The sequence below is a fragment of the Rhodococcus yunnanensis NBRC 103083 genome, assembly GCF_001895005.1.
Taxonomy (GTDB): domain Bacteria; phylum Actinomycetota; class Actinomycetes; order Mycobacteriales; family Mycobacteriaceae; genus Rhodococcoides; species Rhodococcoides yunnanense.
This window is the reverse complement of record NZ_BCXH01000029.1, coordinates 25,705-46,591: the sequence shown is the minus strand read 5'-3', so window position 1 is coordinate 46,591 and position 20,887 is coordinate 25,705. Positions and strand designations below refer to the sequence as shown.

General features: G+C 62.4%; 22 protein-coding genes. 10 read left to right on the top strand and 12 right to left on the bottom strand.

Translation table 11 applies throughout. The features are described 5' to 3' along the window. Positions 1 to 998: cbb3-type cytochrome c oxidase subunit I (locus tag RY1_RS28245; protein ID WP_174565485.1), on the bottom strand; the 998-nt coding region annotated here is incomplete at its 3' end. A 248-nt stretch (positions 999 to 1,246) separates the two neighbouring features. On the opposite strand from RY1_RS28245, the gene RY1_RS28240 reads away from it, so the two are divergent. The 4 genes from RY1_RS28240 (at position 1,247) to RY1_RS28225 (ending at position 4,104) form a co-directional block, all read left to right on the top strand. Continuing rightward, positions 1,247 to 2,371 (top strand): ABC transporter substrate-binding protein, encoded by a 1,125-nt coding sequence (locus RY1_RS28240; RefSeq protein ID WP_245819994.1) that lies wholly within the window; start codon positions 1,247 to 1,249, stop codon positions 2,369 to 2,371. A 1-nt stretch (position 2,372) separates the two neighbouring features. Beyond that, positions 2,373 to 2,846, top strand: coding sequence for an NUDIX hydrolase (locus RY1_RS28235; RefSeq protein ID WP_072807359.1), 474 nt, complete (start codon positions 2,373 to 2,375; stop codon positions 2,844 to 2,846). A gap of 139 nt (positions 2,847 to 2,985) precedes the next feature. After that, positions 2,986 to 3,903, top strand: coding sequence for an SPFH domain-containing protein (locus RY1_RS28230; RefSeq protein WP_072807358.1), 918 nt, complete (start codon positions 2,986 to 2,988; stop codon positions 3,901 to 3,903). A gap of 3 nt (positions 3,904 to 3,906) precedes the next feature. Next, positions 3,907 to 4,104 (top strand): type II toxin-antitoxin system antitoxin, encoded by a 198-nt coding sequence (locus tag RY1_RS28225; RefSeq protein ID WP_072807357.1) that lies wholly within the window; start codon positions 3,907 to 3,909, stop codon positions 4,102 to 4,104. Positions 4,105 to 4,131: 27 nt separating this feature from the next. Here RY1_RS28225 and nrdF read toward each other — a convergent pair whose 3' ends face one another. From nrdF to RY1_RS28195, 6 genes are all read right to left on the bottom strand, one after another. Continuing rightward, positions 4,132 to 5,133, bottom strand: a complete 1,002-nt coding sequence (gene nrdF, locus RY1_RS28220; protein WP_072807356.1) for a class 1b ribonucleoside-diphosphate reductase subunit beta — start codon at positions 5,131 to 5,133, stop codon at positions 4,132 to 4,134. 48 nt (positions 5,134 to 5,181) lie between these two features. Then, on the bottom strand, positions 5,182 to 7,344 hold the full coding sequence (gene nrdE, locus RY1_RS28215; RefSeq protein ID WP_072807355.1) for a class 1b ribonucleoside-diphosphate reductase subunit alpha: 2,163 nt from the start codon (positions 7,342 to 7,344) through the stop codon (positions 5,182 to 5,184). A gap of 34 nt (positions 7,345 to 7,378) precedes the next feature. Then, a complete protein-coding gene (gene nrdI / locus RY1_RS28210) occupies positions 7,379 to 7,843 on the bottom strand; it encodes a class Ib ribonucleoside-diphosphate reductase assembly flavoprotein NrdI (RefSeq protein WP_072807354.1) in 465 nt (154 codons plus the stop codon). 20 nt (positions 7,844 to 7,863) lie between these two features. After that, complete coding sequence (gene nrdH, locus RY1_RS28205) at positions 7,864 to 8,097, bottom strand: glutaredoxin-like protein NrdH (RefSeq protein WP_072807368.1); 234 nt, start codon at positions 8,095 to 8,097, stop codon at positions 7,864 to 7,866. A gap of 588 nt (positions 8,098 to 8,685) precedes the next feature. Then, positions 8,686 to 8,808, bottom strand: coding sequence for a type B 50S ribosomal protein L36 (gene ykgO / locus RY1_RS28200; protein WP_072807353.1), 123 nt, complete (start codon positions 8,806 to 8,808; stop codon positions 8,686 to 8,688). 41 nt (positions 8,809 to 8,849) lie between these two features. Continuing rightward, entirely contained in the window at positions 8,850 to 9,422 is a 573-nt protein-coding gene (locus RY1_RS28195; protein WP_072807367.1) for an NAD(P)H-dependent oxidoreductase, read from the bottom strand. Positions 9,423 to 9,540: 118 nt separating this feature from the next. On the opposite strand from RY1_RS28195, the gene RY1_RS28190 reads away from it, so the two are divergent. Continuing rightward, positions 9,541 to 10,122 carry a TetR/AcrR family transcriptional regulator gene (locus RY1_RS28190; RefSeq protein WP_174565497.1) on the top strand — a complete coding sequence of 194 codons (582 nt, stop codon included), beginning with the start codon at positions 9,541 to 9,543 and terminating at the stop codon, positions 10,120 to 10,122. A gap of 104 nt (positions 10,123 to 10,226) precedes the next feature. Further along, positions 10,227 to 11,072: an NAD(+) synthase gene (gene nadE / locus RY1_RS28185; protein WP_072807352.1), complete on the top strand. Its 846-nt coding sequence runs from the start codon at positions 10,227 to 10,229 to the stop codon at positions 11,070 to 11,072. A gap of 16 nt (positions 11,073 to 11,088) precedes the next feature. On the opposite strand, the gene RY1_RS28180 is transcribed toward nadE, so the two are convergent. Both RY1_RS28180 and moaA read right to left on the bottom strand, forming a co-directional pair. Continuing rightward, positions 11,089 to 11,376, bottom strand: a complete 288-nt coding sequence (locus RY1_RS28180; RefSeq protein WP_072807365.1) for a MoaD/ThiS family protein — start codon at positions 11,374 to 11,376, stop codon at positions 11,089 to 11,091. Then, positions 11,324 to 12,412: a GTP 3',8-cyclase MoaA gene (gene moaA, locus RY1_RS28175; RefSeq protein ID WP_072807351.1), complete on the bottom strand. Its 1,089-nt coding sequence runs from the start codon at positions 12,410 to 12,412 to the stop codon at positions 11,324 to 11,326. The genes RY1_RS28180 and moaA overlap by 53 nt, the downstream gene beginning before the upstream one ends. Positions 12,413 to 12,600: 188 nt before the next feature. On the opposite strand from moaA, the gene RY1_RS28170 reads away from it, so the two are divergent. From RY1_RS28170 to RY1_RS28160, 3 genes are read left to right on the top strand one after another with little or no spacing between them, the layout of a single operon-like run. Then, positions 12,601 to 13,785, top strand: a complete 1,185-nt coding sequence (locus RY1_RS28170; RefSeq protein ID WP_072807364.1) for a molybdopterin molybdotransferase MoeA — start codon at positions 12,601 to 12,603, stop codon at positions 13,783 to 13,785. After that, positions 13,782 to 14,780 carry a bifunctional molybdenum cofactor biosynthesis protein MoaC/MoaB gene (moaCB, locus tag RY1_RS28165; protein ID WP_072807350.1) on the top strand — a complete coding sequence of 333 codons (999 nt, stop codon included), beginning with the start codon at positions 13,782 to 13,784 and terminating at the stop codon, positions 14,778 to 14,780. The genes RY1_RS28170 and moaCB overlap by 4 nt, the downstream gene beginning before the upstream one ends. Continuing rightward, positions 14,777 to 15,190 (top strand): molybdenum cofactor biosynthesis protein MoaE, encoded by a 414-nt coding sequence (locus RY1_RS28160; RefSeq protein WP_072807349.1) that lies wholly within the window; start codon positions 14,777 to 14,779, stop codon positions 15,188 to 15,190. Before moaCB ends, RY1_RS28160 begins: the two co-directional genes overlap by 4 nt. On the opposite strand, the gene RY1_RS28155 is transcribed toward RY1_RS28160, so the two are convergent. From RY1_RS28155 to RY1_RS28145, 3 genes are read right to left on the bottom strand one after another with little or no spacing between them, the layout of a single operon-like run. Further along, complete coding sequence (locus tag RY1_RS28155; RefSeq protein ID WP_072807348.1) at positions 15,187 to 16,518, bottom strand: class I SAM-dependent methyltransferase; 1,332 nt, start codon at positions 16,516 to 16,518, stop codon at positions 15,187 to 15,189. The two genes, RY1_RS28160 and RY1_RS28155, sit on opposite strands and share 4 nt — an antisense overlap. 22 nt (positions 16,519 to 16,540) lie before the next feature. Then, the gene (locus RY1_RS28150; protein WP_072807347.1) at positions 16,541 to 17,587 is read right to left on the bottom strand and encodes a CobW family GTP-binding protein; all 1,047 of its coding nucleotides are present in this window, start codon (positions 17,585 to 17,587) and stop codon (positions 16,541 to 16,543) included. Between the two features lie 11 nt (positions 17,588 to 17,598). Next, positions 17,599 to 18,678, bottom strand: a complete 1,080-nt coding sequence (locus tag RY1_RS28145) for an N-acetylmuramoyl-L-alanine amidase (protein WP_072807346.1) — start codon at positions 18,676 to 18,678, stop codon at positions 17,599 to 17,601. Positions 18,679 to 18,993: 315 nt separating this feature from the next. Here RY1_RS28145 and RY1_RS28140 point away from each other — a divergent pair, with 315 nt between their 5' ends. Then, a complete protein-coding gene (locus RY1_RS28140) occupies positions 18,994 to 20,715 on the top strand; it encodes an FAD-dependent oxidoreductase (RefSeq protein WP_072807345.1) in 1,722 nt (573 codons plus the stop codon). Positions 20,716 to 20,887 lie beyond the last annotated feature (172 nt).

Below are 20,887 nucleotides of genomic sequence, written 5' to 3'. Positions count from 1 at the left end.
AAAAACGTCATGAACGAGAAGAACGGCAACAACACCGCACCGGTCGCATACATGTGATGCGCCCACACCGCGATCGACAGCGCCGCGATCGCGATCGTCGCATAGATCAACGTGGTGTACCCGAACATCGGCTTACGCGAGAACACCGGGAAAATCTCCGACACGATCCCGAAGAACGGCAACGCGATGATGTACACCTCGGGATGACCGAAGAACCAGAACAAGTGCTGCCACAACAACACCCCACCGGTCGCCGGATCGAACAGATGCGCACCCAGATGCCGATCCGCCGCCAACCCCAACAACGCCGCCGTCAGCAACGGAAACGCCAGCAGAATCAGAATCGAGGTCACCAGAATGTTCCAGGTGAAAATCGGCATCCGGAACATCGTCATCCCCGGCGCCCGCAAACAGATCACCGTGGTGATCATGTTGACCCCACCCAAAATGGTGCCCAAACCAGCCACCGCCAACCCCATGATCCACAAGTCCGCACCCACACCCGGCGAATGCAACGCCGACGTCAGCGGCGTGTACGCCGTCCACCCGAAGTCCGCGGCACCACCCGGGGTGATGAACCCGGCCGTGGTGATCAACGCCCCGAACAGATACAACCAATACGAAAACGCATTGAGCCGCGGGAACGCCACATCAGGGGCACCGATCTGCAACGGCAGAATGTAATTCGCGAACCCGAACACGATCGGCGTCGCATACAACAACAACATGATCGTGCCGTGCATGGTGAACAACTGGTTGTACTGCTCGTTGGACAAGAACTGCATCCCCGGCACAGCCAACTCGGCGCGCATCAACAACGCCATCAACCCACCGACCAAGAAGAACCCGATCGAGGTCGCGATGTACATGATCCCCAACACCTTGGGATCAGTCGTCGTCACCGCCTTGTGAAGAAAAGAACCCTTCGGTCCCATCCTCGGCGGAAAAGGCCTCGCCGCCGTCACAGCGGGAGTCGGCCTAGGCGCTAGGGCAGTCACTGATCCTCCTGAAGATGCGTCCCACCCCGAGCATGCGAGGGGACGTCCTGGTGTCTTGCGCTCTAAGAATCGTAGACCGTGTGACGGCGGCATGCCGAACCGGTCCTACCGTGTGTCGTATTCGAGCGTCGGACCTGCAAGAGAACCCCGCCGGTACTGCGGCGCCCACCGGATACGTCGGCCCGGTATGCCTCCGACACGACCCACCTGCGGTGAATGTCGTGAGCCCATCGGACGGTGGATAAGGTGTGACAGCACCCCACTTCGGTAAGGAATTCGACGAGTTGCCCACACACACGCACGTGCCCGCCGTGTCATCCGCACGACGCGTCGGAGTCGCACTCGCACTAGCCCTCGGCGCCGCGCTCGTCGCCGCGGCATGTGCGGACACCCCGGCATCGAACGACGACGCGTCCACGATCGTGCGCAGCACGACCAACGTCGCTGGCGCAGGAGTGGTCGGTAACAACCGCCCCACCACCGGGGTCTGCCCGGCGACCGCACCGGTCGACCCGGCCGGAGCAGAAGGAGCGGTTCGATCCGTCGGCTCCAGCGAGGGCGTCGTACAGGTTCCCGCAGATCCGATGCGGATCGTCGTTCTCGACTCCGCGTCCGTGGACGCCACGTGCGCCCTCGGGGTATGGGAGCGGGTCGTCGGTGCATCGACGCTGGATCCCGACTTCCGCGGCGACGGAGACCAGGCCCTGTACCTCGGAACCGGTATTGCGGAGATTCCGAGTGTCGGCGTAGTCGGATCCCCCGACGTCGACGCCATCGCCGCCCTGAATCCCGATCTGATCATCGGCGCCGACTCTCTCGGGTCGAAGACATACGCCTCCCTCACCGACATCGCGCCGACAGTCCTCACAGGCTCCGACGCCGGGTGGAAAAGCACATTCCTGCAAGCTGCAGCGGCACTGGGCCGTGGCCAGACCGGATTCGACGAACTCGCCCGCTTCAGCGCCGACGCCCAGCAGGCCGGACGCGACGTGAACGCAACACAGACGCAGGCGTCCGTCGTACGGTTCCTGCCCGATTCGATCGTCACCGATGCGCCGACGTCGTTCGCCAGGGAAGTTCTCGGCGAGGTCGGAGTCCAGCGTCCGCCGACGCAGACCGAAGCAGCAAACACCGTCTCGACCGACGATCTGTCCGCTGTCGAGGGCGATATCGTCTACGTCCGTTTCGACGGCGACGACGGTGAGTCCTTCGGAACCGACGTCATGGGCAGTACCGGGTGGGAAGATCTCGGGGCGGCGAAGGACGGCCGCATTTTCGCTGTCGACGACACGGTGTGGTCCGGCAGCGGAATCGTCGCAGCACGCGCCATCGTTGCGGATGTGACCAACTCTCTGAACGCGTACGTTTCCTGACATGCCGATACCCGAATTCGTCCTTGCTCTTCGCGACCGGGTCGGCACCTCGCCGCTATGGTTGTCCGGCGTCAGTGCAGTTGTGCTCGACGCCGAAGGCCAGGTGCTGTTGACGCTCCGACGAGACAACGGATTGTGGGCGATCGTCTCCGGCATCCTCGAACCCGGCGAGGAACCAGGTCCTGCGGCGCTCCGCGAGATCGGTGAGGAAACCGGAATCGACGCCGAGCTCGTGCGGTTGACCAGCGTCGACGTGACCGAGAAGATCACCTACCCGAACGGTGATGTGGCGCAGTACCTCGACATCACCTTCCTCGCGCGCCATACCGGCGGCGAAGCCCACGTCGCCGACGACGAGAACCTCGCCGTGCAGTGGTTCGCACCCGACGCACTGCCCGAGGATCTCTCGGACACCTCGCGCCTACGAATCGACAAGGCGCTCACCGGCGGTCCCGAGGCCTGGTTCCGTCGCTGACATCCGCTCCCCCGGTCACCCCAGAGTGAGTGAATGTCACACCCGATAACTCAGAGTGACCGAATGTCGCCCTCGGTCACCCCAGAGTCACCATAAATGTGATATCACTTTAGTATCACCACGACGCGGGGAGGTTCACATGTCCACACTGACGACCGTTGCCGAGAAGCCCACGGGTACTCCGACGACCACGATTGCCGAGCGCCCGGGCTGGGATCTGCCGGGGTGGTCGATGCTCGGCGTCGGCCTCGTCCTGTTCTTCGGCGGTATTGCCGCGTTCATCTTCGGCCTGCCGCTGTCGTTGCCGGCATTGAGCGTCGCGGGCGTCGTACTGTTCATCCTGTCGCTGCCGGCCCTGATCGGACTGACCCTCGTGCAGCCGAATCAGGCTCGCGTGCTGCAACTTCTGGGCAGTTCGTACAGCGGCACGCTCCGCACACCCGGACTCCGCTGGACCAACCCGCTGACCATCAGGAAGGCGATCTCCACACGGATCCGCAATCACGAGACCGGTCAGTCCAAGGTCAACGACGCCGACGGCAATCCGATCGAGATCTCGGCGATCGTGGTGTGGCAGGTCGCCGACACTGCGCTCGCGTTGTTCCAGGTCGACGACTACGAGGAGTTCGTCGCGGTGCAGACCGAGTCCGCGGTCCGTCACATCGCCGGCAGCTACCCGTACGATGCCGAGGGCCGAATGTCGTTGCGCGAGAACGCCGATGAGATCACTGCGGCAATGTCCCTCGAAGTACACGCGCGCGTCAGGTCAGCAGGCGTCGAAGTCATCGAGACACGCATCAACCGCCTCGCCTATGCGCCGGAGATCGCACAGGCGATGCTTCGACGTCAACAGGCGGGTGCAGTGATCGCGGCGCGTCAGCAGATCGTCGAGGGAGCTGTGGGAATGGTCGAGATGGCCTTGGCGAAACTCGAGGACAAGCATGTCGTGGAGCTCGACGAGGAGCGGAAGGCGACCATGGTGTCCAACCTTCTCGTCGTCCTGTGCAGTGATCGAGATACACAGCCCGTGGTGAACACCGGATCGTTGTACCAGTGACCCATGGCTGCCGAACGTAAGAAGATCCTTCTTCGGCTGGACCCAGCGGTGCACGACGCATTGGCCCGCTGGGCTGCCGACGACCTCAGGAGCACCAACGCGCAGATCGAATTCCTGCTACGGCGTGCGCTTTCCGAGCAGGGACGTATGCCGAAGAACGCGGACGACATCCGGAAGCAAGGAAGGCCCCCCGGTTCGTAACCGGAGGGCCTTGCTCGCATAGGGGGATCAGAAGTCCCAGTCGTCGTCCTCGGTGTTGACGGCCTTGCCGATGACGTACGACGACCCGGAGCCGGAGAAGAAGTCGTGATTCTCGTCGGCGTTCGGTGAGAGTGCCGACAGAATCGCCGGGTTCACGTCCGTCTCGTCCTTCGGGAACAGGCCCTCGTAGCCGAGGTTGTTCAGCGCCTTGTTGGCGTTGTAGCGCAGGAACTTCTTGACGTCCTCGGTGAGTCCGATCTCGTCGTAGAGGTCCTGGGTGTACTCGACCTCGTTGTCGTAGAGCTCGAAGAGCAATTCGAACGTGTAGTTCTTCAGCTCCTCGCGCTGAGCTTCGCTGACCTTCTCCAGGCCCTTCTGATACTTGTAACCGATGTAGTAGCCGTGCACGGCCTCGTCGCGGATGATCAGGCGGATGAGGTCGGCGGTGTTGGTCAGCTTGGCCCGCGAGGACCAGTACATCGGCAGGTAGAAGCCCGAGTAGAACAGGAACGACTCGAGCAGCGTCGACGCGACCTTGCGCTTGAGTGGATCGTCACCCTTGTAGTAGTCGAGGACGATCTCGGCCTTGCGCTGCAGGTTCGCGTTCTCCTCGGACCAGCGAAACGCATCATCGATGTCGCGGGTGGCGCTGAGTGTGGAGAAGATCGAACTGTAGCTCTTGGCGTGGACGGACTCCATGAACGCGATATTGGTGTACACCGCTTCTTCGTGCGGAGTGATCGCGTCGGGAATGAGGCTGACTGCACCCACGGTGCCCTGGATCGTGTCGAGCAGCGTCAAACCCGTGAACACACGCATCGTCAGCTGCTTCTCGACGGCGTTCAGCGTTGCCCACGACGGGATGTCGTTGGAGACCGGCACCTTCTCGGGAAGCCAGAAATTGCTGGTGAGCCGCTCCCAGACTTCCGCGTCCTTGTCGTCCTGGACACGGTTCCAGTTGATGGCGGAGACGCGGTCGATCAGTTTGATCTTTGCCCCGTCCGCGGGTGAATGCGGTGCAGCAGTCATGAGATGTCCTTGAATGGGTTCGAGTGGGTGTCGATCAGAGAGCGCCGCTCACAGCATGCACGAAACGCAACCCTCCACCTCGGTCCCCTCCAGCGCCATCTGACGCAGGCGGATGTAGTACAGCGTCTTGATGCCCTTGCGCCATGCGTAGATCTGAGCCTTGTTGATATCGCGTGTGGTGGCGGTGTCCTTGAAGAACAGCGTCAGCGACAGGCCCTGGTCTACGTGTTGCGTCGCAGCAGCGTAGGTGTCGATGATCTTCTCGTAACCGATCTCGTATGCGTCCTGGTAGTACTCCAGGTTGTCGTTGTCGAGGTACGGCGCCGGGTAGTAGACGCGGCCGATCTTGCCTTCCTTGCGGATTTCGATCTTCGACGCGACCGGGTGAATCGAGGACGTCGAGTTGTTGATGTACGAGATCGATCCGGTCGGCGGGACGGCCTGCAGGTTCTGGTTGTAGATGCCGTGCTGCTGCACCGATGCTTTCAGCGTGGTCCAGTCGGCCTGCGTCGGGATGTGCAGGTCTGCTTCGGTGAACAGCGACGCGACGCGTGCCGTGCTCGGCTCCCACACCTGATCGGTGTACTTGTCGAAGAATTCACCGGAGGCGTACTTCGACTCCGGGAATCCTTTGAAGTAGCTGCCCCGGTCCTTGGCGAGCTGGTTCGACGCCTGGAGCGCGTGGAACAGCACTGTGTAGAAGTAGATGTTCGTGAAATCGATGCCCTCGGTCGACCCGTAGTGGATGCGCTCGCGGGCGAGGTATCCGTGCAGGTTCATCTGGCCGAGACCGATGGCGTGAGAGTCGTTGTTGCCCTGCTCGATCGACGGCACCGAATAGATGTGCGTCTGGTCGGAGACAGCGGTCAAACCGCGGATCGCGACAGCGATCGTCTTGCCGAAGTCGGGCGAATCCATGGCCTTGGCGATGTTCAGCGAACCGAGGTTGCAGGAGATGTCCTTGCCCACATGACTGTAGGAGAGGTCGTCGTTGAACTCCGACGGCGTCGAGACCTGAAGAATCTCGGAGCACAGATTCGAGTGAGTGATCTTGCCCTTCACCGGGTTTGCCCGGTTCACGGTGTCCTCGAACATGATGTAGGGATAGCCGGATTCGAACTGCAGCTCGGCGAGAGTCTGGAAGAATTCGCGCGCCTTGATCTTGGTCTTGCGAATTCGCTTGTCGTCGACCATCTCGTAGTACTTCTCGCTGACGTTGATGTCGGCGAAGGGAACTCCGTAGATGCGCTCGACGTCGTACGGCGAGAACAGGTACATCTCTTCGTTCTTCTTCGCCAGCTCGAACGTGATGTCCGGGATGACGATTCCCAGCGACAGAGTCTTGATACGAATCTTCTCGTCGGCGTTCTCGCGCTTGGTGTCGAGGAACTTGTAGACGTCGGGGTGATGCGCATGGAGGTACACGGCACCGGCGCCCTGACGCGCTCCGAGCTGGTTGGCGTAGGAGAACGAGTCCTCCAGCAGTTTCATGATGGGGATGACACCGGACGACTGGTTCTCGATCCGCTTGATCGGAGCGCCGGCCTCACGAATGTTGCTGAGCAGCAAGGCAACACCGCCACCGCGCTTGGACAGCTGCAGAGCGGAGTTGATGGAACGACCGATGGACTCCATGTTGTCCTCGATACGCAACAGGAAGCAGGACACCGGCTCGCCGCGCTGCTTCTTTCCCGAGTTCAGGAACGTCGGGGTCGCCGGCTGGAAGCGCCCTGCGATGATCTCGTCGACCAGGTCGGTTGCCAGTGCCTCGTCACCTGCAGCGAGGGTGAGCGCGACCATGCACACCCGGTCTTCGAATCGCTCGAGGTAGCGCTTGCCGTCGAACGTCTTGAGTGTGTACGACGTGTAGTACTTGAACGCTCCGAGGAACGTCGGGAACCGAAACTTCTTGGAATACGCGTGGTTGATGAGGAACTTGACGAACTCACGGGAGTACTGGTCGAGAACCTCTGGCTCGTAGTAGTTCTCCTCGACGAGGTAATCCAGCTTCTCGTCCAGATCGTGAAAGAACACGGTGTTCTGGTTGACATGCTGAAGGAAGTACTGATTGGCGGCTTCGCGATCCTTCTCGAATTGGATCTCGCCGTTGGGACCGTACAGATTCAGCATCGCGTTCAGCGCGTGGTAGTCGAGATCACCATCCGCTCGGACGGAATTGACGGGTGCTACCTCGGTGATGGTCGGTGCCACGGCTTGTCGCTCCAGTTTCTTTCGAGTCTTGTAACTAATGTGCGTGCGCTGCTCGCCGAGACTCTCGCTCCCAGAAATCTACGAGCCCCTCTCGGACCCTCTCGACGTCTTCGGGAGTCCCCATCAGTTCGAATCGATAGAGATACGGAACCGCGCACTTCTGTGAAATGACATCGCCTGCGAAGCAGAAGGAATCACCGAAATTGGTATTGCCCGCTGCGATGACCGCTCGAATCAGTGATCGATTGTGCTTGTCGTTGAGGAATTTGATGACTTGCTTGGGGACATACCCCGTGTCCCGTCCCGCGAATGTGGTTCCGCCACCGTAAGTGGGAAGGATCAGCACATACGGCTGGTCTACTTCGAGGCCCTCCGAGCGACGCAGGGGAATCCTCGTTGCGGGGATCCCCAGCTTGGTGACGAATCTATGCGTGTTCTCCGACGCACTCGAGAAGTAGACCAGCGGGTGTGTCGACGGTGGAGTGAGAGCCGAAGTCACAGCTCATCTCCGTCCTGTCTTCAAGCAGCGTTTGCGGTGAGCGACTTGATGCGATCGGGACGGAATCCCGACCAGTGATCCTCGCCGGCGACGACGACCGGAGCCTGGAGGTACCCGAGCGCCATGACGAAGTCACGTGCTTCGGGATCCTGCGAGATGTCGACGACGGAGTATTCGATGCCCTCTTTGTCGAGAGCGCGGTAGGTGGCATTGCACTGTACGCAGGCGGGCTTGGTGTAGACGGTGATGCTCATGTGGGGGTCCCTTCTCCCTGGCCGAAATCGCGGGTTCGCCGAGATGTCGATATGCGCCGAGATGTCGATATGCACTGCGATGTCGATTTGCACTGCGTGTTCGTTGACGTGTGCCGTCCGAGGTACCATTCGAGGCTCGAAGACACCGGCCAGGATCCAGATCAGGACCCGAGTCGGAGTCCGGAATCGAACCCGGAATCTCGACGGTTTCGAGGGGATTTCCACGGGCTCGATTCGGGTTTTCACCGCTTCGCGCGTTGTGGCCTCTCGACGGTTCAGACACTACACCTAGTGTCCGACATATGCCTACAACACGAGATGTTGCGAACAACATCCATGGAATTCGCTGGTCAGCGTCCTACGATTCCAAGAAATTTCGGCCCATACCGGCGTGTCGTGCGTCACATCTCCTCGCTCGCCGATGACTTACCGGACAGGCCCGTGAGCCACGCTCCGGACAGCAAGTCGACACGCCGCGCACCGAGGGTGAAATCGACCCATTTCATCCCTTCGTTCTCGGTCGGATCACATACGAGAAAGGGCCCCCGAACCGCACGGTTCGAGGACCCTTGCCCGAGCAACTGGATCTCAGCGCTGACGCGCTTTGAAACGTGGCTCCTTCTTGTTGATGACGAACACCTTGCCGTGACGTCGCACCACTTGCGCACCCGGCTTGGCCTTCAGCGATTTCAGCGAGTTCCGTACTTTCATGACAACACTCTACATGAAAACGATACTCATCACCGATAGGGTCAGGCGGACACCAATTCGTTCGAAGCCTTCACGAGCTCGGCGACGACCGACGAGATCTGCGCAGACACCTCGGAGTTCTCACTCGGGTGAGCCGTACCGAACTTGTCGATGGTTCCGCCGATGGCGAGCTCGACATCCTTGAGCACCTTGCCGCCTGCGATGCCCACGGCCTTACGCGCGTCGTCGTGTGCCCACTTGGCGCCGTTCCCGGACGGGGAGGCACTGATGACTGCGACAGGCTTGCTGCTCACAGCACCGGAGCCGTACGGGCGCGAGAGCCAGTCGATGGCATTCTTCAGGACGGCGGGGATGGTGCCGTTGTATTCAGGAGTGACGAGAAGGAAGGCGGTAGCCTTTTCCGCCTCGGCGCGCAGTGCGAGAGCCGCAGCCGGAACCTTTCCGTCGACGTCGATGTCCTCGTTGTAGAACGCAACCTCGGCGAGTGCAGCGGTGGAGTAGACAAGAGCGGTCGAACCCTCGGGAGCGAGCGAGGCCGCTGTGTCTGCGATCTGCTTGTTGACGGAATCGGCGCGGAGACTTCCGACCAGAACCAGTACGTGTGCTTGCGACATGTCGATCTTCCTTCGGTTTTCGGGTAGTGGCCGGTGTTCGACCCAATTCATACCACCCAACCGGACCGCGGTCCACATCTATTCCCGTACAGGTACAGTGTCCGATGTGACCGACTTCATGCTCCCGATAGCAGGCGAGGAGACCGAGCGATGCGACGCAGCACGCAATCGCCGTCTACTACTGGACGCAGCAGCAGAGTTGGTCGCAACGATCGGCGCCGACGCCGTCACCATGGACGGTCTCGCAGCCAAGGCGGGTGTGGGCAAGGGCACAGTATTTCGCCGCTTCGGCAGCCGGTCGGGCCTGATGCGGGCGCTACTCGATCACACCGAGAAGGAACTCCAGAGCGGGTTTCTGTTCGGTCCACCTCCCCTCGGCCCAGGAGCCGAACCGATCGACAGACTCGTCGCATTCGGCCGAGCACGCCTGAGCATCGTCGAGGTTCAAGGCGAGGTCATGCGGGCAGCGGAGAACTCCCTCGAATTTCGATACTCGGCACCGGCGCACATGGTCAACTACACGCACGTGCTCAACCTCCTCCGAGCGGCAGGTGTCGAGGGCGACCTCGAACTCCTCGCATACGGCCTACTGACGCCGCTGGAGGCCTCCCTGGTGCTCCATCAGTTCCGCGATCTGGGAATGCCGATGGATCGTCTCGCCGACGCCTGGGAAGACTTGGTGCGCAGAGTTACTCGGTAGAACGCATCGGTCGGTCTTCGGAGAGAGCGGGCATCGCGTCGGAAACACGGCCCGTCGGCAGACGTCGCGCCACGGGCGGCCGAGTGCGGACATAGGATGGCCCGATGGCACTACTACGTTCGGAACTGCGCACGCGCATCCTGCGCGAACTGGCGGTCCAGTCCACCATCGACCCCAGGGCCGAGATCACGCGACGCGTCGACTTCCTCAAGGCCTACCTACGCGCGACGCCTGCGAAGGGCTTCGTCCTCGGAATCAGCGGCGGCCAGGACAGCACGCTCACCGGAAAGCTCTGCCAGCGCGCAGCTTCGGAGCTACGCAGCGAAGGCGGCGAAGCCGCATTCCTTGCGGTCCGACTTCCGTACGGAATCCAGGCCGACGAGGCCGATGCCGTGATCTCGCTGAAGTTCATCGATCCGGATCGGACGGTGACGGTCGACATCAAGGCCGCAGCCGACGCATCGGCCGTCGCCACCGCGCGTGCTCTGGGTACCGAGGGCATTCGAGATTTCGTGCGGGGCAACATCAAAGCCCGCGAGCGCATGGTCGCTCAATACGCACTCGCGGGCGAACTCGGATACGTCGTCGTCGGCACCGATCATGCCGCCGAGGCGATCACCGGCTTCTTCACCAAGTTCGGCGACGGCGGCGTGGACATCACACCGCTCACCGGACTCACCAAGCGACAGGGCGCGGCACTTCTCCGCGAACTCGGCGCCCCGGAGAGTACCTGGAAGAAGGTGCCGACCGCCGACCTGGAGGACGACCGCCCTGCCCTCCCCGACGAGGAAGCACTCGGCGTGACGTACGACCAGATCGACGACTACCTCGAGGGCAAGGACAGCCCGGACGACGTCGCAGACACGCTGGAGCGCATGTTCTTGAACACCAGACACAAACGCGCCGTTCCGGTCACTCCGTTCGACGACTGGTGGACGACCGAGAACTGACCGACCCCGTTCGGCACTATCCGCCGGCGAACGGCGGCAGGATGTCCACCCTGTCGCCGAACGTCGCGCTGAGATCGCGGGTGAGATTCTCGCCCACGAGAAAAGCAGATACCCGAAGAACGTCCTCGAGCGCGTCGCCGTGCCTGTGCAGTACCGCGGCCTTCAATGCCGCGAGATCGCTTCCTTCTTGCAGGTCGAACGTCTCCGCCGTGCATCCCGACGCGTCCGCCGCGCCCGCAAAGTACCGGACCTCAACCACCGATTGCTCCCATGCTCCGTTCGGGAGGCACGAAATCAGCGGCATCGATTCCGTGTCCGGCCCATTTGTTCCACATTGCGCCGCGCCACAATTGCGCGATGTCGTCGTCGGTCGCTCCCCCGCGCAACGCGGCGCGCAGATCGGTTTCCTCGTCGCTGAACAGGCACGACCTGACGGTGCCCTCTGCCGTCAGGCGAGTGCGATCGCAGTCCGAGCAGAACGATCTCGTGACGGACGCGATGATGCCGACGGTGCTGCTGGTTCCGTCGACGACCCATTCCTCGGCAGGCGCGGACGGATCCGAGCGTCCGACCTCGCGCAGATCGAAGCGCGAGGACAGCACCTCGAGCAGTCGCTGCGCGTCGAGCATGTCGGCACGTGCCCACTCGTGATCGGCGTCGAGCGGCATCTGCTCGATGAATCGCAGCGCCACACCCTCGTTCAAGCACCACGCGAGGAGGTCCACCGCGCCGTGCAGCGTCTCGGGCATGAGCACGGCGTTGACCTTGACCGGTGTGAGACCCGCCCGTTGTGCCGCTCGAATCCCGGCCAGGACGGACGGCAGGCGATCGCGGCGCGTCAGTTCGGCGAAGTGTGCGCGGTCGACAGAATCGAGCGAGACGTTGACCCTGGTGAGACCGGCAGCAGCGAGGCGATCCGCCCGATGCTCCAACCCGACTGCATTGGTGGTCATCGCAAGCGGAATTCCTGGCACCCGTTGTGAGCACTCGGCGAGAATCTCGGCGAGATCTGCGCGCATCAGCGGCTCTCCGCCGGTGAACCGCACTTCCTCCACGCCGAGCTGCTCCACCGCGATGGAGACGACCCTGCCGATCTCGGTAGGGCTCAGAAGGTCGGATGTCGCAATAGCGGGCAGTCCCGCCTCCGGCATGCAGTACGTGCAGCGGAGGGAACATTTCTCCGTGATGGACACCCGAAGGTCTTTCGCGATTCGGCCGAAGCGGTCGATCAGCCCTGGCACATCCGGTCTGTCGTCCATCACCACGTCACCTGTGGTCTTCACCGAAGGTATTCCGAGCGCGACAGGTATTCCGGGCCCGACGACACCGCTGACGGACATGGACACCCACCTTCGACTCTCGAACCGCAGCGACGATCGTACGACGCAACTACATCCAGTATGCAGCCCGCGGCAAATCACGTTCGATCCACCGAGCATTGGCACCGATCCGGCGCGCTTAGGATCGGACTCATGACGAACCGATATGTGACGGCTGCACCGGATCGGGCGACTCGGGTGTGGACAGCGTGAGCGCAGCATCGGTAGAGGAGCACAGAGTGCTCACTCGCCGGCTGCTGAATCCGTTGACGATCCGGTCGGCCGAACCGGTTCCGGTGTCCGACGCACTCGGCCGGGTGGCCTACGCCGATGTTCTCTCACCGTTCGATCTCCCCCTGTTTCGCAACTCTCAGATGGACGGGTACGCCGTCCGATCGGCGTCCGTGGCAACAGTGCCGACAACCCTGCGCGTCACGAGAACCATCGCGGCCGGAGACACGGGATCCGAAGCGCTGGCACCGGATACCGCGATGAAGATCATGACGGGCGCGCCGGTGCCCGAGGACGCGGATGCGGTAGTGCCCGTGGAGAACACGACGCTCGACGGTGACCACGTGACGATCACCGTGTCTCGACACTCGGGTGAGTACGTACGCGAGCAAGGCAGCGATGTCCGTGCCGGGACGGTGTTGGTCCGCGCCGGACAGTTGCTCGAACCGCGCCACATCGCGGTCCTGGCCGCAGTGGGGTTGCCGTACGTCGACGTCTGCAGCAGACCGAGGGTCGCGGTGGTCACCACCGGCGCGGAATTGGTGTCCGCAGGCGAGAAATTGCGTCCCGGACAGATCTACGACTCCAACGGCGTCACTCTCGCATCGCATCTGCGAGCGAACGGCGCCGACGTCGTCGCAGTGTTTCGCAGCTCGGACGATCCTGAAGTGTTCCGCGGCATCCTCGACGACGCCGTCGCATCCGCCGAACTCGTCATCACTTCGGGCGGCGTCTCCATGGGCGACTTCGAGGTCGTCAAAGATGTGCTCGGGCCTCTCGGCGGGGAGTTCGGTTCGGTGCGAATGCAACCCGGTGGACCGCAGGGCACTGCCGTCGTCGGCGGCGTACCGGTACTGAGCTTTCCGGGCAATCCGGTGAGTACCGTCGTGTCGTTCCTGGTGTTCGCACGCGACATCGTGCGCGAGGCGGCAGGATTGGCGCCCATTCCCACTCGACGGCTGCCGCTGAAGAATTCGATCACCTCGGTCGCAGGCAAACGACAGTTCCTCCGCGGCACAGTGCAGGATGGACAGGTGACATTGATCGCAGGTCCCGGATCCCATCTCGTCGCCGCGATGGCGTGGGCGGACGTACTCGTCGACGTCGATGCAGACGTCACCGCTCTAGGGGCTGGTACCGACGTATCGGTGGTGGCACTGTGACCGGGTTCTCGCACCTGGACGCCGAAGGTCGTGCGCGGATGGTCGACGTCTCGCACAAGGCCGATACGACCCGAATCGCCGTTGCGGCCGGCGAATTGGCGACGACGGCCGAAGTGGTGGCACTGGTGCGCTCCGATGGGATGCCGAAGGCAGATGTCCTGGCGACCGCGCGCATTGCCGGGATTTCGGGTGCGAAGAAGACCTCCGAACTGATTCCACTGTGTCATCAGCTGTCGCTGTCCTCGGTCGATATTCGGTTCGGATTCACCGACACCACGATCACCGTCGAGGCGACCGCGAAGACCACGGGGCCGACCGGGGTCGAGATGGAAGCACTCACCGCCGTCGCTGTCGCCGGTCTCACTCTGCACGACATGGTCAAAGCCGTCGACCCTGCGGCGACGATGAACGGCGTGCGCGTGCTGACCAAGGAGGGCGGCAAACACGGACGTTGGTCACGCGAGAGCGCCGACGACCGAACATCGCCGCGATCGGGCCCACGTTCGGCAGTCGTGCTCGTCGCGTCCACCGGCGGCGCCAACGGAACCAGGGAAGACACGACGGGTCCGTCGATTGCTCGGTGGCTCACCGAGCGCAGCTTCTCCGTACGTGGACCGCTCGTCTACGCCGACGCCGATATCGCAGCCGGTCTCGGCGACGCCCTGAGCGGTGCACCGTCGATCGTGATCAGCACAGGCGGTACCGGTGTCTCCCCGACCGACGCGACTCCCGAAGCCACCAAGGCCGTCCTCGACAGAGAACTCCCCGGGATCGCCGACGCGATTCGACTGAAAGGCACTCATGTCACCCCGCACGCGACTCTGAGCCGAGGACTGACCGGACTCGCGGGCTCGACCGTGGTGGTCAACCTGCCGGGGTCGCCTGGCGGTGTGAAGGACGGTCTCGCTGTCCTCGGCCCGATTCTCGACCATCTGCTCGCCCAGGTCGCAGGCGACGGGCTCCACGACGACACGTCAGGAAGTGACCAGGCATGACCGAGCCGCTCGCGAAGATCTCCGCGGAACCACTCGATACCGCACTCGTCGAAGCAGCAGTCGCCGGAGTGGAGCACGGTGCTGTCGTGCTCTTCTCCGGCGTCGTACGCAATCACGATGGTGGCCGGTCGGTGACCGCGCTCGAATACCGGGCGCACCCGGATGCCGAACGGTTCCTACGACACTGTTGTGCAGAGGTGGCATCGGAATCCGGACTTCCTGTTGCCGCGGTACATCGGGTCGGCGACCTCGTCGTCGGCGATATCGCTCTCGTCGCCGCGGTGGCCTCGCCACATCGCGCCGAGGCGTTCGCTACGTGCGCGACACTCGTCGAACGAATCAAATCCGAGGTCCCGATCTGGAAGCGGCAGCATTTTGCCGAAGGCACCTCCGAATGGGTCGGCCTCTAGAGACGGTCCGCCGTTTCCCGCGGATCACCCAGCCATTGCGTCCGGGTCCGAGGAAGGCCGCTGACGCCGTCCTCGTCCGGTCGCACGGCCAGTACCTGATGGATCGTCAGACGCGAAGCTTCTTCGAAGCCGAGTGCGCTGCCCGCCAGATACAGCAACCACGTACGCGCCCGCGGCTCGCCGACTAGGTCGACCACACGATCCCACTCCCCCCGAAGTCGGGCTATCCAGGCGCGCAGCGTGATCGCGTAGTGCTCGCGCAGTGACTCACTGTCTCGCGTCTCCAGTCCTGCGCGCTCGAACGCGTCGAGAGTGCGGCTCAGCGGCAGGATCTCACCGTCGGGAAAGATGTATCGCTCGATGAACTCCGACATGTGTGCGTTCACCTCGGCGCCTCGATCGGCAATGGACGCCACCGATGCGATCGCGTGGTTGAGGAGTCTGCCCTTGGGCCGCAGCAACCCGAACAGCGTTCTCGCGTACTCGGCGAGCTGCGCATCGCCGACATGCTCGGACATTCCGATGCTCGACACCGCGTCGTACGGGCCGTCCGTGACGTCACGGTAGTCCTGAACGCGAATCTCGACCAGGCCGCTGAGCCCCTCGGCCGCAACACGTTCGACGGCCCACTGGAACTGCTCCTGACTGAGGGTCACACCGACGACCGAGACTCCGTAGTGCCTGGCCGCATGTATCGCCATCGATCCCCAGCCACAGCCCACGTCGAGCAACCGCATTCCCGGAGCCAACCCCAGTTTGCGGCAGACGAGGTCGAGCTTGTCGAACTGAGCCTTGTCCAACCCGTCGTCCTGCGCCCAGTACGCACACGAATACACCATGCTCGGGCCGAGAAGAATCCGATAGAAATCGTTTCCGACGTCGTAGTGATGCGACACCGACGACGAATCCCTCGATCTCGAATGCTTGACGCCGCGACGCGGTCTCGCCTCGATCGCCGGAGGCGCCGGACGAGGACCGACGGCGCCGAGCGCCACGAGCGAGGCCGCTGCGGCCACCAACTCCTTCTTCGGCACCGATCCGATCCCCGCGGCACCCAGGTTCTTGGTCAGACCAGGAAGGGACAACAGCTCGAGCACATCGCCCTCGATGTCCAGATCGCCGGATACGTAGGCGCGCACCAGCCCGAGTTCGCCCGGCGCCCACAGCACGTGCCGAAGGGCACGTCGATTCTCGAATACGATGGTGACCGAGCCGGGGACTCCGGCTTCACTGCCGTCCCACGCACGAACTCGCAGAGGAATCTGCATCCCCAGCAGACTTTCGAACATGGTCAGAATACGTTGCGCAATAGTGGAAGTACGCGACATCGAGCCCCCATCCGGTACCGAATCACTCTTTCTGCGGAGTGTATCTATGTACGGGAAGCATCGCAGATCTATCGACGACGTCGCCTCGTCTCCGTACGCAGTCGAGAAGGCGAACCTCGGCGTAGTCGAAGTCGATATCGGTGCCGATCAAGACGATTCGAGTACGCCTCGGCTCGTCGTGTTCCCAACGCCCGGCCTCGAACCGGATGTGACGGCCCACGGTGTTCAGCACGTATTTCCCTCGGTACCCCTCGACGTCGAAATCGACGAAGCCCTTCATTCGGTAGATGTCACCCGCCGGATTCTCCAACGCGTCCACCAGCCGTCGCGGATCCATCGGTTCATCGCTCTCGAACAGCGTGGTGGTGTATCCCGAATGAAGATGCGATGCGTGGTCGTCGTCCTCGTACAGCATTTCGTCGAAGGAGAGTTGGCGCGCACCGGCTCGATCAGGTCTCCGATCGGGGACATCGAAGAGTAGTTCTGCATCGATTCGTCCGTGCGTCGTCTCGAGAATCGGGGTCTCCCCGGTGATGTCACGCACCGTCTCGATCACCCCGCGCAGGTCCTCCCCCGACACTCGGTCGACCTTGTTGACGACCACCAGGTCCGCGAGGCCGAGGTGGTTGTCCAGTTCGGGGTGAGCTGCGCGCGTGGCGACGAATTCGACAGCGTCGACGACTCCGACAAGCCCCCCGTAGACGATCCGAGGATTTTCGCTGGCCAGCACAAGACGAATGAGATTTCGCGGCTCGGCCAGTCCGCTGGCTTCGACGACGATGACGTCGATGCTGGACTCGGTACCGGCAAGTGCGTCGAACATCGCGTCCATATCGGCGACGTCGACGGCACAACACAGGCATCCGTTGCCCAACGACACCATCGAATCGACTTGGCCGGCCACCATCATGGAATCGATGTTGACCGACCCGAAGTCGTTGACCACCACGCCGATCCGAATACCGCGATTGTGGCGAAGCAGATGATTGAGCAGGGTCGTCTTTCCAGCACCGAGAAATCCCGAGACGAGGACGACGGGAATCTTTCGCTTGTCTCGCGCGCGTGCCACGCACCGGAAGGTTACTCGGGTGCCAGTAACTGTCTCAGTAGACCCTGCGCAACGTTCGATACCGCGCTGACATTGTCCTCGGTCACGAGGTCTGCCAGCGCACCAATGCCCGCCGAATCGACATAGGGCGCGATTCCCGCAATCAATCTGGAAACCGCACTCGGGTTCGACACTGCATTCGGCGCTCTCGTGCCTGCAGTATCGGCCACAGCAGTATCGGCCACAGCAGTATCGGCCACAGCAGTATCGGCCACAGCGGTGACGGCCTCAGCAGTCGATGGCTCCACCGCCGTGTCGGGGCCGAGCAGGTAATCGATGACACCGGTCGAGATGGCGATCGCATGCTTCAGTTGGCCCTCGGGGCTTTCCAGTACCGAAGCATCATCGGGGTTGGAGCCGTTACCCATCTCCACGAACACGAGCGGAACGCTCGTCAGCGCCGGCCCTGCGATGTCGGAGCGTTCCTGAATGCCGTCGACGACGCCCGCGTAATTGGCAGGGGTGAACCCGGCACGCTGATACGCATCGCGCATCGAAGTGGATGCGGCGCGGCCGCCCTCCGACTGAGCGGCGTTCGCAGCGGCGTCCGGAATCGGCAGAGTCGGAACGATCAGGTGGAATCCATGCTTGTCGGCATCGACGCCGGTAGTCGTCGAGTCGGCGTGAATGCTGACCGCGACGTCGGCGCCCGACGCACTCGCTGCCCGTGCGCGGTCGTCGACGCAACCGCCCCAACCCGAGTCGTCGGGGCGGGAGGAGACAACGGTGGCGCCGAGGCTCTCCAGACTGGATGCGACGAGTTGCGAGATGTTCCACGTGATGGTGTGTTCCGGAACCCCGTCGACTGTGGTCATTCCGGTGGTCTGGCAATCCTTCGTGCCGCCCCGTCCGTCGTCGACCTGCTTGCCGAGGTTCTCACTGTGCCCTGTCCCCTGGTGACCGGGATCGACGAACACCGTTCTGCCCGACAATTCGTTTCCTGTCGAGGCAGCATCAGGGACATCGGGATCCGCACTTGCGACCCCTGGCGCCAGGACCGCGGCAGCCAACAATCCGGCCGACATGACGCTCAGCAGAGCAGATCGAGTCATTCCGGTTTGGACACACTCACGTCGATCGAGCGTGCCACTCCCCTTCCCCATCGAGTTTCACGAGCCAGCCGAGTTTCACGAGCGAAAAGAACACCGGTGACACGCCACCGGCACGATCCAACAACCAAGAACCAAGAACCAAGACGAGCCACACCGGCAACAGCAGACACTTTCGCAACAAGTGAAACAGACGGATGCCGCAGAGTCGACCCCCGGACGCAACGAGGATCGATCGTGAGCGTGTCGTGACCGAAACGTTGCGCCAGTCCCTCCGAACCCAGCACCCGACGAGAGCCTGCGCGGTAGAACCAATACATGACGTTCGTGATTCTCCAGCAGTGCTGCAACGACGCGTCCTGCACCGATGTCTGCCCGGTCGACTGCATTCATCCCACACCCGACGAACCCGGCTTCATGACGGCCGACATGCTGCACATCGACCCTGACGTGTGCATCGATTGCGGAGCGTGCGTCGACGAATGCCCCGTGGACGCCATACGCGCCGACCACGAACTGGAGGTAGGGCAAGCCCGGTACCTCGATCTCAACGCGGACTATTTCGACTCACACCCGACATCGGGGACGTACGAGGACCCCTCCCCCACTTGGAAGGGCGTCGACTTCAGTGGAAAGCGTGTAGCGATCGTCGGGACCGGCCCGGCGGCCTTCTACACAGCGATGGAACTGGCCTCCATTCGAGGGATCGAGGTCGAGATGTTCGAGCGCCTTCTTTCCCCGTACGGTCTGGTGCGCGCCGGAGTCGCGCCCGACCACCCAGGCACCAAAACGGTCTCCGATCTGTTCCGCACGGCCGCGGGAAAGAAGAGCGTCCGAGTGCATTTCGGAGTCGACATCGGCAGGGACATCTCTCATGAGGAATTGATCGCTCGGCACGACGCTGTCGTGTATGCGACGGGTGCCTCCGGTGATCGCCGTCTGGGTATCGACGGCGAAGAATTGGCGGGCAGTGTCTCGGCCTCTGAGTTCGTCGCCTGGTACAACGCGCATCCCGACCACGCGCATCGTCGATTCGATCTATCCGGAGAAAGAGCGGTGATCATCGGCAACGGGAATGTCGCGCTGGACGTGGCCAGAATCCTTCTCGCCCCCATCGAGGTCCTCGAACGAACCGACATCGCCGACCATGCTCTGGAGGAGTTGCGGCACAGCACTATTCGGGAAGTCGTCATCGTCGGACGCCGCAGCTCGGCGCAGGCCGCGTACACGAACCCCGAACTGCTCGAATTGATGGACTGCCCGTGGATCGATATCGAGCTGGCCGCGGCCGATGCCGAACCCGACGACTCGACCCGCGCTGCAATCGAAGCCGGTACCGCGGACTCGTCGACGGCGCTCAAAGTACAACTTGCCAGGGAAATCGCAACCAAGTCGTCAACCGTTGATTTCGAAGGTTCGCAAAAGAAACGACTCGTGTTCCGATTCTGTATGTCTCCTGTGGAAATCTTGGACGATGAGGGAAATCCCGACCGGCAATCGGCCACCGCCATTCGTCTCGCGCGGAATACGCTGACCGTCGACGAAAAAGGCACGGTCGAGGCCGCCCGGACCGATGAGATAGAGACACTCCGGACCGGACTCGTCCTTCGATCGGTCGGATATCGCGGGCAACCTATCGCGTCCGTACCGTTCGACGAACGTCGCGGCACCATTCCCAACCTCGGTGGGCGCGTCACCGACACCACCGGAGCGGAACTGCCCGGCGTTTATGTCGCCGGATGGGTCAAACGTGGACCGTCGGGTGTCATCGGAACCAACAAGAAATGTGCAGCCGAAACGGTGCGGTCGATTCTCTCCGACATTGCCGGTGGGCGCCTGACGCCGCCTGCAATGGGGCGTGCTGAACTCGACGCGCTTCTTCAGGAAAAGTCACCCGAATCGCTGGACTTCTCGGACTGGTCTCGAATCGACAAGGCGGAGATTACGGAAGGGCAGAAACAGGGGCGTCCACGGGTCAAGTTCATCGGAATGGACGAGATGCGTAACGCGCTGCAGACCGAACAGTCCGATCGTTACTGATTTGCAATTGTTTCGTTCTTGGAACCTGCCACTCATGGGCGCGAGTTCACGATTCTAGAACGCGCAATCATCTATCCGAACCGTCGCATGACGAAGCCACATGGATTATTCGGGAGCACAGTCGTATAGTCGTTGAGTTGCATACGGACGCACCCCGAATACATTGGAGAAC

Excerpts from the sequence above, each read along its gene's own strand:
- RY1_RS28235 (WP_072807359.1), top strand. The coding sequence starts at position 2,373 with ATGCCGATACCCGAATTCGTCCTTGCTCTTCGCGACCGGGTCGGCACC.
- RY1_RS28230 (WP_072807358.1), top strand. The coding sequence starts at position 2,986 with ATGTCCACACTGACGACCGTTGCCGAGAAGCCCACGGGTACTCCGACG.
- RY1_RS28225 (WP_072807357.1), top strand. The coding sequence starts at position 3,907 with ATGGCTGCCGAACGTAAGAAGATCCTTCTTCGGCTGGACCCAGCGGTG.
- nrdF (WP_072807356.1), bottom strand. The coding sequence starts at position 5,133 with ATGACTGCTGCACCGCATTCACCCGCGGACGGGGCAAAGATCAAACTG.
- nrdH (WP_072807368.1), bottom strand. The coding sequence starts at position 8,097 with ATGAGCATCACCGTCTACACCAAGCCCGCCTGCGTACAGTGCAATGCC.
- ykgO (WP_072807353.1), bottom strand. The coding sequence starts at position 8,808 with ATGAAAGTACGGAACTCGCTGAAATCGCTGAAGGCCAAGCCGGGTGCG.
- RY1_RS28195 (WP_072807367.1), bottom strand. The coding sequence starts at position 9,422 with ATGTCGCAAGCACACGTACTGGTTCTGGTCGGAAGTCTCCGCGCCGAT.
- RY1_RS28190 (WP_174565497.1), top strand. The coding sequence starts at position 9,541 with ATGCTCCCGATAGCAGGCGAGGAGACCGAGCGATGCGACGCAGCACGC.
- nadE (WP_072807352.1), top strand. The coding sequence starts at position 10,227 with ATGGCACTACTACGTTCGGAACTGCGCACGCGCATCCTGCGCGAACTG.
- RY1_RS28180 (WP_072807365.1), bottom strand. The coding sequence starts at position 11,376 with ATGCCGCTGATTTCGTGCCTCCCGAACGGAGCATGGGAGCAATCGGTG.
- moaA (WP_072807351.1), bottom strand. The coding sequence starts at position 12,412 with ATGTCCGTCAGCGGTGTCGTCGGGCCCGGAATACCTGTCGCGCTCGGA.
- RY1_RS28160 (WP_072807349.1), top strand. The coding sequence starts at position 14,777 with ATGACCGAGCCGCTCGCGAAGATCTCCGCGGAACCACTCGATACCGCA.
- RY1_RS28155 (WP_072807348.1), bottom strand. The coding sequence starts at position 16,518 with ATGTCGCGTACTTCCACTATTGCGCAACGTATTCTGACCATGTTCGAA.
- RY1_RS28145 (WP_072807346.1), bottom strand. The coding sequence starts at position 18,678 with ATGACTCGATCTGCTCTGCTGAGCGTCATGTCGGCCGGATTGTTGGCT.
- RY1_RS28140 (WP_072807345.1), top strand. The coding sequence starts at position 18,994 with ATGACGTTCGTGATTCTCCAGCAGTGCTGCAACGACGCGTCCTGCACC.